Origin of the sequence: Flavobacterium azooxidireducens (assembly GCF_023195775.1) — a bacterium.
In the GTDB taxonomy this organism is placed as follows: Bacteria; Bacteroidota; Bacteroidia; order Flavobacteriales; family Flavobacteriaceae; genus Flavobacterium; species Flavobacterium azooxidireducens.
The window spans coordinates 3,439,573-3,454,959 of sequence record NZ_CP096205.1; the positions used below are offsets into that span (position 1 = coordinate 3,439,573).

11 protein-coding genes are annotated in these 15,387 nt (G+C 33.3%); 6 read left to right on the forward strand and 5 right to left on the reverse strand.

Annotated elements, in window-relative coordinates; genetic code table 11:
* Positions 1-78: 78 nt before the first annotated feature.
* Together M0M57_RS14875 and M0M57_RS14880 are read right to left on the reverse strand one after the other, a co-directional pair.
* The gene (locus M0M57_RS14875; protein WP_248433862.1) at positions 79-909 is read right to left on the reverse strand and encodes a hypothetical protein; all 831 of its coding nucleotides are present in this window, start codon (positions 907-909) and stop codon (positions 79-81) included.
* A 193-nt stretch (positions 910-1,102) separates the two neighbouring features.
* Positions 1,103-3,589, reverse strand: coding sequence for a pectate lyase family protein (locus tag M0M57_RS14880; RefSeq protein ID WP_248433864.1), 2,487 nt, complete (start codon positions 3,587-3,589; stop codon positions 1,103-1,105).
* A 508-nt stretch (positions 3,590-4,097) separates the two neighbouring features.
* On the opposite strand from M0M57_RS14880, the gene M0M57_RS14885 reads away from it, so the two are divergent.
* Genes M0M57_RS14885 through M0M57_RS14905 form a run of 5 tightly spaced genes read left to right on the forward strand, consistent with a single transcriptional unit; the run spans position 4,098 to position 9,953 of the window.
* Positions 4,098-4,991, forward strand: coding sequence for an alpha/beta hydrolase (locus tag M0M57_RS14885; RefSeq protein ID WP_248433865.1), 894 nt, complete (start codon positions 4,098-4,100; stop codon positions 4,989-4,991).
* 3 nt (positions 4,992-4,994) lie between these two features.
* On the forward strand, positions 4,995-5,972 hold the full coding sequence (locus M0M57_RS14890; RefSeq protein WP_248433866.1) for a DUF4861 family protein: 978 nt from the start codon (positions 4,995-4,997) through the stop codon (positions 5,970-5,972).
* Between the two features lies 1 nt (position 5,973).
* A complete protein-coding gene (locus M0M57_RS14895) occupies positions 5,974-7,206 on the forward strand; it encodes a glycoside hydrolase family 88/105 protein (protein WP_407647442.1) in 1,233 nt (410 codons plus the stop codon).
* 1 nt (position 7,207) lies between these two features.
* A complete protein-coding gene (pelA, locus tag M0M57_RS14900; protein WP_248433867.1) occupies positions 7,208-9,205 on the forward strand; it encodes a pectate lyase in 1,998 nt (665 codons plus the stop codon).
* Positions 9,192-9,953: a rhamnogalacturonan acetylesterase gene (locus tag M0M57_RS14905; protein ID WP_248433868.1), complete on the forward strand. Its 762-nt coding sequence runs from the start codon at positions 9,192-9,194 to the stop codon at positions 9,951-9,953. The genes pelA and M0M57_RS14905 overlap by 14 nt, the downstream gene beginning before the upstream one ends.
* A gap of 52 nt (positions 9,954-10,005) precedes the next feature.
* Here M0M57_RS14905 and M0M57_RS14910 read toward each other — a convergent pair whose 3' ends face one another.
* The 3 genes from M0M57_RS14910 to M0M57_RS14920 form a co-directional block, all read right to left on the reverse strand.
* Positions 10,006-11,532: a SulP family inorganic anion transporter gene (locus tag M0M57_RS14910; RefSeq protein WP_248433869.1), complete on the reverse strand. Its 1,527-nt coding sequence runs from the start codon at positions 11,530-11,532 to the stop codon at positions 10,006-10,008.
* Between the two features lie 226 nt (positions 11,533-11,758).
* Complete coding sequence (locus M0M57_RS14915) at positions 11,759-12,376, reverse strand: 3'-5' exonuclease (RefSeq protein WP_248433870.1); 618 nt, start codon at positions 12,374-12,376, stop codon at positions 11,759-11,761.
* Between the two features lie 3 nt (positions 12,377-12,379).
* On the reverse strand, positions 12,380-14,299 hold the full coding sequence (locus tag M0M57_RS14920; protein ID WP_248433871.1) for a DUF294 nucleotidyltransferase-like domain-containing protein: 1,920 nt from the start codon (positions 14,297-14,299) through the stop codon (positions 12,380-12,382).
* Between the two features lie 169 nt (positions 14,300-14,468).
* On the opposite strand from M0M57_RS14920, the gene M0M57_RS16780 reads away from it, so the two are divergent.
* Positions 14,469-14,996 carry a Pr6Pr family membrane protein gene (locus tag M0M57_RS16780; protein WP_407647490.1) on the forward strand — a complete coding sequence of 176 codons (528 nt, stop codon included), beginning with the start codon at positions 14,469-14,471 and terminating at the stop codon, positions 14,994-14,996.
* Positions 14,997-15,387 lie beyond the last annotated feature (391 nt).

Genomic DNA, 15,387 nt, shown 5'->3' on the forward strand with positions numbered 1-15,387 from the left:
GAAGGATTAGTGAATAAAAAAAAGTTGTATTAAACTTTTAATTATTACTAAACTCTATTTGATATTTTATCTAATTAATTAGGGATTGATGATTTCAATATCATCGATTCTGAATTCTACGGCAGATCCTGATCCTCTGGTAAATCTAAGACTTTGTATAGTGTTGGGTACATCTACTGCTAAAACTCTTTGATGCCAAGTATTTGAACCAGCAGTAGTTGGTAAATCTGTCACAGAAACATCAACCCATATAGTTCCGTTGTAATAACTAATTGATAATTCTGAACCATTTGATGCTGTAGTACTTTTATAAATAAGCAATTGTAATGTTAGAGGACCGGAATGAGCAGTTAAATCAATTCCATCAATAATGAAACCTCTATTAGCACTTGCCTGTAGAAATAAATAACCAGATCCGGACGCAGAAGGAAAAACCGATGAAGATATAGGAGCTACATTTCTTATTTGTGGTTGTGTGGAACCCGTGTGAGTATAAGTACAAATGTCATCTTCATCAAAGCCACTTGCAGCATAATGAGCAGAAATATTTGTATTTGATGTAACGTTCCCCATAGATTCAAAAAAAACAGGACCGGTAACAGGCGGAATTCCAAAGCAGGTAATATTCTCCCATGTTAATGTTGAACCATTATAAAGTTGCAAACACCGTAAACCACCGGGATAGGAAGTATAAACAATTAATCCGTCTTGTGCAGCAGTTACAGGAATTAAGTTTCTTTGGGCTAATGTCACTCTTGGCGGCATAAAACCACCATAATTTGTACCACCTAAATGACTATTCAAATCCAAAACAGATGATGCATTTGGAGTTGTTGTGTTGATACCCACTTGTGCATTAGAGAAAATAGCACAACTTAAAAAGAACAATAAAATTAATTTTTTTTTCATGTCTTATCATATTAGAATTAGATAACCATAAAAGTGCTTTCTCGTCTGTGTAGTATGGATAGATTAGGGGGCCAATCTGTTTGATATATTGAACTTTTGTCTATTTCAATTCTAACTGAACATAAACCGCCTAAAGTAGTATTTAGACGGTCTGTTCAATAGAAATAATATGAAAAAACAATCGCTTTTAAACCTATTTTTTTATAATTTTTTGATCAATAACACCTTGATTTGTTTGGATTTTAACCATATAAACACCGTTAGTTAAATCACTCATGTTGATTGTTGTTACGTTGCTTCCATCAACCGATTTTACCAATTGTCCTATTAAACTATAAATTGAAATTCGCTCAACAGTAATAGAATTGGCGATAGAAATATTCAAATCATTCGTTACCGGATTCGGATATAAAATAATATCTTTTTTAGAAATTGGATTATTTACACTTAAGTTGGTATAAGCTGTTTTGATATAATACAAATTGGCAACACTTCCTTTAGTTATCGTATGACTTCCGGCAGGAACAGAAGGAATAGTTACTAAACCAGCAGAAGCAGTATAGTTTACATTATCAACTTTAATTGTTCCATTAAATGTAGGATCAAGAACTAATGTTAGTTCTGATTCTGCCATTGTGGTATAACTGATAATGGTTGGAGTTTCAATTTTTAATCGTGCTGTTAATGTCAATCCATTATATGTAGTATTACCGGGAGTTGAATTCATATTCGCCGATGTAAAGGTGTAAAATGAACTATTTAAAACAGATTCTGTAAAGTTGTGAATTTCTTCTCCTTGAACAGATCCGTCTCCAATAGTGATACTCCCACCACCAGATACTGCAGAACCCGAAGATCCAATAGTAGTTATTGTAAAGTCAACATCTTCTGTTGGTGTTCCGGAAACAGTTACTGTTTTGGCAGCCATGTTTTTAACAAAGCTAATTCCAAAAGCAGGTAAACCGGTGACAGTTACGTCTGTTGCAGTTCCTCCCCAAGTAAATACCATATTAGATATTGCATTTCCTTCTGGTACAGTTTGATCATTATTGCTTGGTATGGTAAGTGTTTGCGTGCTCACAACTGGGTTGCCAATTCCTTGAACAGCAACCAAATTGGAAGTATAATTTTGCAATAAAGCCAATAAGCCTGAATTAATTGCATACGAAGTATCATCACCCGGAGCATCAAATGTCCAGCTAATATCACCTCCGCCAACTCTTCCTGAATATTGAATTACTCTATCTCTGGCAACTTCAGGTTCATCTATTACTAAATTATTGATGTAGTGTATTGGATTGGTATCAAAATTATTATAAGTTGCTCCGCCTTGAAAAGCACTTACATTGTTACTAAGCACTTCATTTCTTGTTGAAGCAACATAAGCGTCGAATTGGTTTGGATTGGTTGTTGCATTATAGGGAAGGAAACTTTGTTGACCAATCATAAAATTGTTGTATGCTTTAATCATCCCTCCATTTTCGCCTGAAAAAGTTCCGGGAGCACCACCAGCAATATCCGAACCTTGTTTAGAAATCAACATTGGATATTTTGTATTTCGGAAATAATTTCCTTCCATAAACAACGAAGATGCTAAAGTAGAACCAGCTCCATATTTGGAAACACCATCATAATAATTGTTGTAAATATGAACAGTATGGCTTCGTACACGTGGATGACGACTATCTGAATGATCGTACCAATTGTGATGATAAGTTAATAATCTTGCTGCTTCTGTTCCATTTCCTAACAGATTTGATTTTCCTGTATCCCAAAAGTGATTATATGATATGGTCACATTGCCAGATCTTTTAACATCCAAAGCTCCATCTCCTTTTGCTTGGTCTGATGCACTTCCTGGATTTCCATAAAATAAATCACAATTGTGAACCCAAATGTAATCGTTGTCTTGCTGCAATCCAATATTATCACCTTCACCTGAAGCTGTAAGCATCAAACCAAGGTTACGTATTTCAATATTAGTTCCTTTCTTGATACGAATTCCCCATCCATTTGCCAATGCATCGGAACCAACACCTTCAAAAGTGATAGAACCATTTACATTATTTTTATTTTCAATAACAATATCACCATTGTACATATTACTAAAACCAGTGATATTTCCAATTAATCTCACAATTAATGGACGATTATCATTTCCTTTTTTAAATCCGTCTAAAATAGTTTGTAAACCAACACAAGGATTTGATGTAGCTCCTGTAACGGTTAACGAAATAGTGTTCTTGTTTTGTTCTGTTATGTATAATATAACCGCATTTGGTTTAACAGTTCCCGTAAGCGTATATCCTCCCGGAGCTCTTCCGTTACTGTGAGCAAATCCATTTCTGGCTTGAGCTAATACAGAAACACTGTTCGAAACAGCTTCTGCTCCTTCAACACCACCAGTTACAGGCACAACTTTGATCGTATAATCTCCGGCAGCTAAGCCTAATACGTCTGCTCTAAAATAACTTCCATAATTTCGGATAAGTTGAGTGTCAATAGGTTGATTAGTAAAACCACCTCCTGTATAATAAACATTATAACTATCAACCCCATCTAAAGGTGTCCAAGTTACGTAAGCGGTTTCAAGCCAACCGGTAGCTTGGGTAATGGTGACTTGTGCATTAAGTTGCACCGAAATAAATAAAATTGTTAAGTAAGATAAAATTCTTTTCATAATTAAGGTTTAATATATTTTTTTACAGAAATAAAAATCTATGCAATGGATTACACAAAACTATATAATTAAAAATTATGTTGCAAATAAATTATAAATAATAAAATTATTTTGCTTATTTATTATGATATTAATTTTTTAAAGCCCTTATTTTATTGGATTTTAGTTAATATTATTTTTTTATTTTCAATCACTAAAACGATGTAGTAGATAAGAAAATTCTATCTATTTATCCAAATTCATATTTATTTTATTGATGGGAATTCTTAAAAAGCATACTTATTGAAATGTTTTTATTCAAAATGTGATTTATTTTTTTGAATTTAATGCTATTTTAGATACTATTATCAAAGGAATTAAAAAATTTAGGCTTTAATTTTTATTAATTTAATATTTTTCATACTTTTGTGTAATCGATTGCAATTTTATCAATAAAATGATATAATTTCAAATAATAATATAATGTATGTTGCTGGTTAGAAGCAGATTAAAATAGTAAGTCGTTTTTATGAATAAACTACTGTATATCCTTGTATTAACTTATTGTAATTTAAACTTTGCTCAAGTTTCAAAAGATACATCTTATACTGTTTTTTCCGAATTTAATAAACAGCTAAAAAAGTATCCTTTCATAGAAATTGCTCAAACTACTAGAAATGAATCGATTACTTTAAAAAAAGACATTGCTTTTCATACTGTCTCCAATAGAAATTTACATTTAGATGCCTATTATAAAAAATCTGAAAAAAAAATACCTGCAGTTATCTTAATTCATGGAGGTGGATGGAAATCAGGAAATAAATTAATGCTTCAATCATTAGCACAAGAAATAGCCAAAAATAATTACCAATGTTTTGCTATAGAATATCGATTATCAGATGAAGCGATTTATCCGGCAGCAATTAATGATATTTTAAATGCTATTCAATTCATCAAGCGAAATTCCGCAGAATATTCTATCGATTTAAATAATATTGCGTTACTTGGATGTTCATCCGGTGCACAAATAGTTTCGTTAATCGGAACAAAATATCCAAAAGGAATTAAAGCGGTTGTTAACCTTGATGGAATTCTCGCATTCCATCATCCACAATCACAAGAAGGAAAATTGGCTTCGCAATGGCTAGGTGGAACTTTTAAAGAAAAACCGGAAGTTTGGGAAGATGCTTCGGCTTTAACACACGTTAGCAAAAGCACACCGCCTTTTCTTTTTATCAATAGTCAATACGAAAGATTTCATGCCGGAAGAGACGAAATGATTACCAAAATGAAAAGCTTTAACATCGACTCAAAAGTAGAAACAATCGAAAATAGTCCACATACGTTCTGGCTATTTCATCCTTGGTTCGAAAAAACAATAAACTATATAGTAACTTTCTTAGACGAAAAATTAAAATTATAACGAATGAACTTTACAAAATCAATCATTGCTTTCTGTGCAATTTGTGCTTTTTCAAGTTGCAACAGTACAAAATCAACCGCACAAGCTTCTACAAATTCCAAAACATACGCAGAAATTTCAGTGAAAGAAGGCGGAAAGTGGAATGGCAGAAAATACGAAGGAGGAACATTTAAAAACATTTCTGATTTAAAAGTTCCCGATACACACACCGATCATTCTTTCTATATTCGCTATGAAGGTCCTGGTTGGGAAAGCAATAAAGTTGGTTACCGATTATATTTAGATTGGCGAAATGCCATCGATATTTTTGGAAAATTAACTGATGAAATGGTTTTGCCACAAGTAGGTCAAGATGGTTTTGATTCGTATCACAATATGAGCGAGTGGGGAGCTGATATTCTAAAAGTGGGCAAAGGTCTCGGAATTGGTTCCATCGGAAGAATGGTCAACAACGAAATGCAACATTTCAAGGAAGTCGATTCTACTTTTGCAAAAGTGGATAACAATAAAAACAAATCAGTTGTCAACGTTGATTATTTCGGTTGGAAAACCAATGATCAAAAAACAAATCTTAAATCGGAATTAACTATTTTTCCAGACGAACGATATACGAAACACACCATTAAATCTTCCGTAGCTTTGGATGGAATTTGCACAGGAATCGTAAATTTGTATAATCTTCCAATGGTACAAAAAGTGAGTGAAAACAAAAAATGGGCTTACATTGCAACTTACGGAAAGCAAACTTTATTTGATGACAACCTTGGAATGGCTGTTTTTTATGAAGTGAATTCGGCTGAAAAGGTATTTCAAGGTGCTCACGATCATTTAATTCAATTTAAACCAACATCCAATGAAATTACTTTCTATTTTTTAGGAGCTTGGGAAAAAGAAGTAAATGGAATCAAAACGGAAGCACAATTTTATCAATATTTAGATGAAAATTTGAGCCAACTAAATAAATCAAATAAATTAAACTAGTATGGAAGAACGTTTAAAATCAATTCGTGTACTGATTATGGCAATGGTTTTTGCCTTAATTTTAGGTTTACTTTTCGCCAGCTGTCAATCTACTGCTCAAACTAAATCAGATGATAAAACGCTTGTTTCTACAAAGTTGAAATGGTCTGAACGAATGGCTCAAACTTTAATGAAAAAACATCCGAATGCATTTGAAATCGATGACAAAACCGCTCCAAAATGGGATTATGTGCACGGCTTAGTGATGACTTCATTTGAAGAATTATATAAAAAAACGAATAATCAAATGTACTATGATTATTTGAAAGGATACGCAGATGCTACAATTTCTCCCGATGGTTCAATTCCGAGTTACAGTATGGAAAAGTATAATATTGATATGATTGTTTCCGGAAATATTATGTTTTTTTTATACGATAAAACCAAAGAAGAAAAATACTTGAAAGCAATGCAAACGATGCGTGACCAATTGCAAAATCAGCCACGTACTTCCGAAGGTGGTTTTTGGCATAAAAAAATATACCCTAACCAAATGTGGTTGGACGGATTGTATATGGGTTCGCCGTTTTATGCTCGCTACACGTCAAAATATGAAAACGGAAAACAATTGGACGATGTTGCCAAACAATTTGAATTAATTCAAAAGAACTTACTCGATTCCAAAACCGGATTACTTTATCACGGTTGGGATGAAAGCAAAGAAATGGCTTGGTCAAACAAAGAAACCGGTACATCGCCCAATTTTTGGTCGCGTTCGTTAGGTTGGTATGCGATGGCTTTGGTGGATGCTTTGGATTATTTTCCTGAAAATCATCCTAAAAGAGGTGAGTTGATTTTGTATTTAAATTCGTTATCAAATACATTACTAAAATACCAACATTCATCCGGATTATGGTACCAAGTTACCGACCAAGGCGATAGAGAAGGAAATTACTTAGAAGCTTCAGGTTCGGCTATGTTTGCTTATGCTTTTGCAAAAGGAGCAAACAAAGGATACCTGCCAAAAGAATTTAAAAATCATGCCACCAAAGCTTTTGACGGACTTACACGTGATTTAATGCAAATAACTCCCGAAGGATATACGATTCTTACCCAAGTTTGTGCCGTGGCAGGTTTAGGTGGAAAACCATTTCGAGATGGTTCGTATGACTATTATATCAACGAACGTAAAAAAGACAATGATCCAAAAGCAACCGGTCCATTTATTTTAGCTGCTTTAGAATTAAATAGATAAGATGTTAAAAATCAAAAATATAGTTCATTTACTTGTAGTTTTACTTTATGTATCAATTTCAAATGCACAAGTTAATGATCAATCGTGGCGGAATCTCATTTATAAAAGTGAAAAAGCATGGTTTGGTTCAAATGAAGCTAAATCAATAGCGGAACAAGTTCTTTTATACCAAAAAGAGAATGGTTGTTGGCCGAAGAATATTCAAATGCATCATCCGCTTTCGGAAGATGAAAAAAAGGCGGTGATTGCTCAAAAATCAACCTTGAAAGATTGCACGATTGACAACGGAGCAACAAGCCAGGAAATGATTTTTTTATCAAAAGTCAATCAGCAAATTCCTGATGAACGCTATGAAAAAGCGTTTCTTGCCGGACTGAATTATTTGCTCGAAGCTCAATACGAAAATGGTGGTTGGCCGCAATTTTATCCCTTAAAAAAAGGCTATTCTTCACACATTACCTACAATGATGATGCGATGATCAATGTACTTAATTTGCTAAAAGACATTAAAGAACAAAAGGATTTTATTTCGATAAAACCTTCGGCAGAAATTGAAAACAAAATCACAAATGCCATCAATAAAGGAATTGATTGTATCTTAAAAACGCAATACAAACAAAATAATGTGCTCACGGCTTGGTGTGCTCAACACAATGAATTTACATTTTTGCCGACAGATGCTCGGAGTTTTGAATTGGCTTCGTTAAGCGGAGGTGAGTCGGCTAAAATTGTATTGTTTTTGATGGATGTAAAAAATCCTTCTAACAAAGTAATTAATGCCGTAAATAGTGCCGTTGCATGGTTTGAAAAAACAAAAATCACCAATTTAAAAGAAGAATTAAAATTGGATAAAAATGGAAAAGTGATTGATAAAATTGTGATTCCTTCTCAAAACGAAAAACCAATTTGGGCTCGTTTTATGGAATTGGAAGACAACAAACCTTTCTTTTGCGATCGTGACGGAATCAAAAAAGATTCGATTTCGCAAATTGGTTTGGAAAGAAGGGTAGGGTATGCTTGGTATGGAAATTGGCCTCAAAAAGTAATGGATAAATACGAAAAATGGAAAGTTAAAAATGTCATCAAGCAACCTAAAGATGACCAAAATTTAGTGGTTTCGTTAGATGATTCAGGTGATTTTAAGTCAATTCAAGAAGCGATTGATTACTCGAAAGCTTTTCCGTATGAGCGAATTACCATTTTCATCAAAAACGGAACATACAAAGAGAAAATTAAAATCCACGAATGGAATTCTAACCTGACACTCATCGGCGAAAGCCAAGAAAATACCATCATTACTTTTGATGATTATTTTGATAAGATGGGAATGGGAAGAAATAGTACTTTTTACACATATACGTTACTAGTTCAAGCCGATGATGTGATTTTGAATAATTTAACCATTGAAAATTCTTCCGGTGAAGTCGGTCAAGCTGTTGCTTTATCGGTCACTTCCAATAGAGTAGGAGTGATTAATTGTAAATTATTCGGAAATCAAGACACATTGTACGCCACTGGAACCGGAAAACAATATTATAAAAATTGTTACATCGAAGGAACCACCGATTTTATTTTCGGAAGTGCGACGGCTTACTTTGAAAATTGTCAAATTCACAGTAAAAAAGATTCGTATATCACGGCTGCATCCACACCAAAAGACACCAATTATGGTTATGTTTTTAAGGATTGTAAACTAACGTCGGATGAAAAAGTAACAAAAGTTTATTTAGGTCGTCCGTGGCGAATTTACGCAAAAACTGTTTTTATTAATTGTGACTTAGGAAATCATATTTTACCCGAAGGTTGGCACAATTGGTCAAAACCTGAAGCGGAAAAAACGACTTTTTATGCCGAATTTAATAATAGAGGTGACGGAGCAAATCCTAAATTAAGAGTAAATTGGTCACATCAATTATCAAAACGACAAGCAAAAAAATATACATTGAAAAATAGTTTAAGTGATGATTCAGCAAACCCATTTTGGTATGAAAAATTATAAATTAATTCTACTTACAGTCGTTTTATTTTTGGGATGTAAAAGTGCTCAAACCAATGAAACTTCTTTACCAAACGTAACCATTCACATGATTGGCGATTCCACGATGGCCAACAAAAAAAATCCTGATGAAAATCCTGAACGCGGTTGGGGACAAGTGCTTCCACAATTTTTCAATGATAAAGTCACCATCAAAAATCACGCAGTAAATGGGCGAAGCACAAAAAGTTTCAGAGATTTAAATCATTGGCAACCCGTTTTAGATTCATTACAACCCGGAAATTATGTCTTCATTCAATTTGGTCATAATGATGGAAAAGAAACAGATCCGGCACGATATACCAATCCGCAAACGGCATATCGTTATAACTTAATTCGATACATCGAAGAAACGAGAGCAAAAGGAGCTATTCCGATTTTGTTTTCATCTATTGCCCGAAGAAAATTCAATCCAGAAGGTGTTTTGTTGGATGCTCACGGAAATTACACTTTACAAGCTCGATTAGTCGCTCAGGAAATGAGTGTGCCGTTTATTGATATGCAATACTTAACCGAACAAATGGAAGTTTCGTTTGGGGTGGAAGAATCAAAAAAATTACACCTTCATTTTGAAAAGGGTGAAAATGCATATTTTCCGGATGGAATTACTGATAACACCCATTTGTCTGTACTTGGAGCAACTGAAATTTGCAAACTTTTTGTGAGTGAATTACGGATGCAACAATTGCCGTTGGTTAAATATTTAAAGTAATAATCAATTCTATAAAAACAAAAAAGTGACTTTTCGGAGTCACTTTTTTTATCTATTTGTTCAACATTACATTATACGTTGGGTCTTCGATTACATTAACTTCAATAATACTTTCTGCATTTTTAATAAGCGAACGGCAATCGGGACTCAAATGCCTTAACTGGATTTTCTTCCCTTGTTTGTGGTAGCGTTCAGTCAATCGGTTTAAGGCTTCAATGGCAGACATATCTACGACACGACTTTCTTTAAAATCGATGATAATTTCTGTTGGATCATTCAAAATGTCAAACTTTTCAATAAAAGCGGTAGTTGAACCAAAGAATAATGGTTCGTAAATTTCATAATGTTTTACGCCATTGTAATCCACATATTTTCTGGCACGAATTCGCTTTGCATTATCCCACGCAAAAACCAAGGCTGCTATAATTACACCAATTAAAACCGCTAAAGCTAAATTGTGTAAAAACACAGTTACCAAAGTAACCAACACCATTACCAATATATCTGATTTTGGAAATTTGGTAAACGTTTTTAAACTTGCCCACTCAAATGTTCCAATTGCCACCATAATCATTAAGCCGGTTAGAGCGGCCATAGGAACTTTTTCAATTAAACTACTCCCAAACATCACAAAAACCAATAGCATAACTGAAGCTACAATTCCTGATAATCTCGCCCTTGCTCCATTTGACACATTAATCAAACTTTGTCCAATCATAGCACAACCGCCCATTCCTGAGAAAAAACCCGATAAAATATTGGCTGTTCCTTGTGCAACAGCTTCTCTGTTACTGTGTCCGTGACTTTCTGTTAATTCGTCAACAATGTTTAAAGTTAGCAAACTTTCTATCAAACCAACTCCGGCAACAATGGCTGCATACGGGAAAATTATTTGTAATGTTTCAAATGTAAATGGGATGGAAGGGATGTGAAACGGCGGAAAACCTCCTTTGATTGAAGCGATATCACCAACCGTTTTAGTATCTAATTTTAAGAAATAAACCAATCCGAAAACAACTAAAATAGCAGTTAATGAAGCCGGAATTGCTTTGGTTAATTTTGGTAAGCCCCAAATTATTAACATAGTTAAAAATACTAAACCAAGTAATAAATACAGATTTCCTCCTGTTAACCAATTTCCTGAAATGTCTTTAAATTGATCTAATTGCGACATAAAAATGATGATGGCCAAACCGTTTACAAATCCAAAAATTACGGGATGCGGAACCAATCGAATGAGTTTACCCAATTTTAAAAAACCTGCTGCCATTTGAATAATTCCGGCAATAATTACGGTGGCAAAAATATATTCCACTCCATGACTTTGGGCTAAAGTAACCACAACAACTGCAACAGCACCTGTAGCACCGGAAATCATTCCGGGACGACCACCTAAAATACTGGTCACTAATCCCATCATAAAAGCGGCATAAAGTCCGACTAATGGCGAAACTCCTGCTATCATTGCAAATGCAACTGCTTCTGGAACTAAAGCTAAGGCAACGGTTAATCCTGATAGTATTTCTGTTTTATAATCTACTTTTTGTTTAAAATCGAATAAATTAATGACTTTTTGCATATAAATAGTTTGAATATGTTTAAAATGATATTTTGTCCAAAAAAGAAATGGATGTAAAAAATGAACCAATAAAATTATTGGAAATTAAAAAAGAATTAACCCACCATCAAGGCGGCGTAAGCTGAGAAGTTGAAGTAGCTGCTTTTTTCATAGAGCGGCAAAAGTAGTATAAAAAAGTAGAAAGAACAAGAAGAAGGGATTTTGAAATGGTTATGAAAGTTAATTTTTATCCAATCAAAAGCCTTTTCTTCAACTTTAAAAACACCAAAGCTGTAATAAAAGCATCACCGGAAGCTGTGTGACGGTCGCTTCTTTCTACTTTTAAAACTTTGCAAAGTTCGTCTAACGTAGAGTGTTGATCTTCTTGCAAACCTTTGAATTTTTGATACATAGCATCGGTATCCATGCTATCGTTTTTGAGTTTTCCTACGTCTAAACGTTTGAGAGCTTGGTTAATCATTTCGATATCAAAATTCACATTGTGACCGATTAAAGTGGCGTTTTTGATGAATTCTAAAAATCGAATGACAGCTTCGGCTTCTACAATTTTTTCTTCTTTTCCTTCTTTCAAAATTCCGTGAATAGAAGCAACTTCCGGTTTATAAATAGCTTGTTTTAAGAAAAGCTCCAGCGAATCATTCACAATCACAGAACTATCAATCACAGTAACTGCTCCAATAGATAGAATAACATCTTTGCGATAATCTAATCCGGTAGTTTCACAATCAAAAACCACATATCTTTTTGGTTTTGAAGGATCGGGTTCGCTCTCAAAATTTTCGAGATAATTTTCCCAAAATTTCGGATAATCTTTGCTTACTTTTTTAAACCAATCTAATACCATAGTTTAGGTGAAATAAGTGAGTTGAAAACGATTTTTTATAGCATCCTGAATATCCCGAATTGGTTGAAAAGCGTTTTTAAGCTTTACTTTATCTGATTTCGATAACTCATTCAAATTCAAATACCTACCATTATTACTATTTAGTAAACCTTCTTCGGTTCTAAAGAGTGAAAGTGTGGAAAAAGCTTCGGCACAACTTTCAAATAAATCAGCGTTTTGAGGTTCTAATTCGGCCATTTTTTTGTACCGTTGATAGGTATTGTTGATGCCTCTTACACCTTGACTTAAAACCAGCAAACGAGCAGCATCAACCAATGGCATGATGGCTCGGCTTTTAATATCAAAAGTATCTTTGTGTTCACCATCATCTTCCACCAGAAACTGACGGAAAAAGCCTAAAGGCGGTGGATTTTTCAATGCATCCGTACCCAAATAAGCAAAAAATAATTGGTTGTTGTGAACATTAGCAAAGATGTTTTCTGTAATCAAATCAACTAAATTTTCATCACCAACTATAAAATCATAATCAAAGAAAATGGAACACATCAAAATTCCTTTTTCACCGGGTTTATTAATCCACGAATTATATTGTTTGTTCCAATCTGTAACCGATTTGCACCACATAGGATTGCTGGCCATCATGTCTGCCGGACAAAATTCGTAACCAACTTTATTGAGTGTTTTGGTCACTTTTTCGGCTAATTCGAGGAAATATTTTTTCACATCGTCATAACGTTCTTCTTCCACATCTTCAAAAACTAAGGCATTATCTTGATCAGTCATCAATAATTGCTCTTTACGGCCTTGGCTTCCAATATTCATCCAAGCAAATCGAGTAGGGGGTTGCTCTTCCATTTTTTCAATGGCTAATTCAACGGCTCTTTTGGTGATAGCAATATTGATTTCGCCTACAATATTAGAAATATGTTGAATTGGAATATTTTTATCTAACGAATTCTGAATCAAATCGTTTAGTTTTTCACGAACGGCTTTTAATTCTTTAGAACGAGTTGCCCGTTTGGTTTGTTTAAGCAAAACGCCGGGATTATTTGCTTGTGCTGCTACAACATCATGTTCGGAAATAATTCCCATGATTTTTGATTTATTGGTTCCATCAACGGTAACACAAAGATGGCCAACATTATGTTTGAGCATCATCATTTGGGTTTCGGCAATAGAAATATTTTCCGCCACAGTAATTACCGGAGCCGACATGATTTGATCGACTGTAATATCAATAGGAAAGAGGCCAGTGGCGATTTTTGATCGTAAATCTTTATCGGTCACAATTCCAACCGGAAGATTATTATCTTGAATAATTACGCTTCCAATTTTGCTTTGTGTCATGGTTTGTGCCACAAATTTCACAATATCTTTTCTGGAAGCTGTAATTGGACTTTTTGTATATGAAATTGGTTGAAAATATTGAATTTCAGAACTTTGTTCATCATAAATCACATTTTCGGAAATCAATTTTCCTTTATTTTCTTTATCGTAAGGGTTTCTGGTGTTGGAAGCAAAACTTTCTAATAAAAAGCTCAAAACTTCAGCATTTTGACTTACATAAGGTTTAAAAACTTCGATTGGAATGGCATACAAAAGACTTTCTTCGCGGGCTTTGGCTGTCATTAAGTAATTGTCTTTGGCAAAAAAGGGACGAAGACCGAGAATATCACCTTCATCACATTTATCAATTAGGGTTTCTTCGGCATCAGAAGTAACGGAAAGTCCGATAGCACCTTCTTTTACAACATAAAAAAAAGGATGTGTTTTATCACCAATTTTGAATAAAACATGGTTTTTTTCTACATGAACTACCTGAATTTCATTAGAAATTGAGACTAATTCAGGATAGGTAAGACTGAAAAAAGGTGGAAAATTTTTGAGAAAATCCGCTATTCGTTCAGCAATTGAGTTTTTCATACCAATAGTAATTAAAACGATAAAGTTACATAAATTCTAAGAGTAGATTCAAATTTACAATCAGATTTATTAACTTTATCAAAAATAGAATAGTATGCAAAATAGAAAATTTATTTTGATTTTAGGATTCCTGTTAGGATGGTTTTCATTGATCACTCAATTTATCATCATGATTCAAAATAGAGAAGTTGCTGTTTTCGACACTATTGTTCGTTTTTTTACTTTTTTCACGATTTTGTCTAATATTTTAGTATCGATCTGTTTTACATCAAACTTATTTAATTTTTCTTCATTTTTTAAATCGTATAAAGTACAAACAGCTATTGCAGTTTACATTAGCATTGTAGCCATCGTCTATAATGTTATTTTGCGTTTTATTTGGAATCCAACCGGTTTGCAGCGAATTGTTGACGAGTTGTTACATGTTATAAATCCGATAGTTTTTGTAATGTATTGGTATATGGCTAAAAACGAAATTTCTATATCGTATAAATTCATTTTTAAAATTTTAATTTTTCCGATACTATATTTAATTACAGTTTTATTGATTGGAAATTATTCAAATCATTATCCGTATCCGTTTTTGAATATAAATACAATTGGTTATACGAGTGTAGTGATAAATAGTATTGGAATATCGCTAGCATTTGTTCTTGTATCATTATTATTTGTATTTATCAGTAATAGAAGGATATGAAGTCTTTTTACAAAATATTCTATTTTACATAATATAAATTATAGTTCAATATGATTAATTTTATTTAATCTATGAAGGGCTCGAAAATCATCTGAAAAAGTTGCTTTTAATTCTTCTAAAATTTGTTTTCAGAATAATTAATAAAAACTAAGTAGTCAAATTCTTAACTCACTGATAATTAGAAGCTAATAATTCTCACAAATCTTCAAAAAAAGTGAATCAAAACCTACATAAAATTATGTTAATTCATAATCATAATCTTACAGTAATTTGTATTATATGCATTTCATCGATTTTTTACGTATTTTTTTAACGTAGTTCATCGATAAAAAAAGACATTTCATCTATATTTGAATCCGTAATACAATGAGCCACAACATCGTATTATACT

What these genes read in the sequence shown, in the direction of transcription:
- M0M57_RS14920 (WP_248433871.1), bottom strand. Translation starts at nt 14,299, where the DNA reads ATGAAAAACTCAATTGCTGAACGAATAGCGGATTTTCTCAAAAATTTT.
- M0M57_RS14915 (WP_248433870.1), bottom strand. Translation starts at nt 12,376, where the DNA reads ATGGTATTAGATTGGTTTAAAAAAGTAAGCAAAGATTATCCGAAATTT.
- M0M57_RS14895 (WP_407647442.1), top strand. Translation starts at nt 5,974, where the DNA reads ATGGAAGAACGTTTAAAATCAATTCGTGTACTGATTATGGCAATGGTT.
- M0M57_RS14890 (WP_248433866.1), top strand. Translation starts at nt 4,995, where the DNA reads ATGAACTTTACAAAATCAATCATTGCTTTCTGTGCAATTTGTGCTTTT.
- M0M57_RS14905 (WP_248433868.1), top strand. Translation starts at nt 9,192, where the DNA reads ATGAAAAATTATAAATTAATTCTACTTACAGTCGTTTTATTTTTGGGA.
- M0M57_RS14875 (WP_248433862.1), bottom strand. Translation starts at nt 909, where the DNA reads ATGAAAAAAAAATTAATTTTATTGTTCTTTTTAAGTTGTGCTATTTTC.
- pelA (WP_248433867.1), top strand. Translation starts at nt 7,208, where the DNA reads ATGTTAAAAATCAAAAATATAGTTCATTTACTTGTAGTTTTACTTTAT.
- M0M57_RS16780 (WP_407647490.1), top strand. Translation starts at nt 14,469, where the DNA reads ATGATTCAAAATAGAGAAGTTGCTGTTTTCGACACTATTGTTCGTTTT.
- M0M57_RS14910 (WP_248433869.1), bottom strand. Translation starts at nt 11,532, where the DNA reads ATGCAAAAAGTCATTAATTTATTCGATTTTAAACAAAAAGTAGATTAT.
- M0M57_RS14885 (WP_248433865.1), top strand. Translation starts at nt 4,098, where the DNA reads ATGAATAAACTACTGTATATCCTTGTATTAACTTATTGTAATTTAAAC.
- M0M57_RS14880 (WP_248433864.1), bottom strand. Translation starts at nt 3,589, where the DNA reads ATGAAAAGAATTTTATCTTACTTAACAATTTTATTTATTTCGGTGCAA.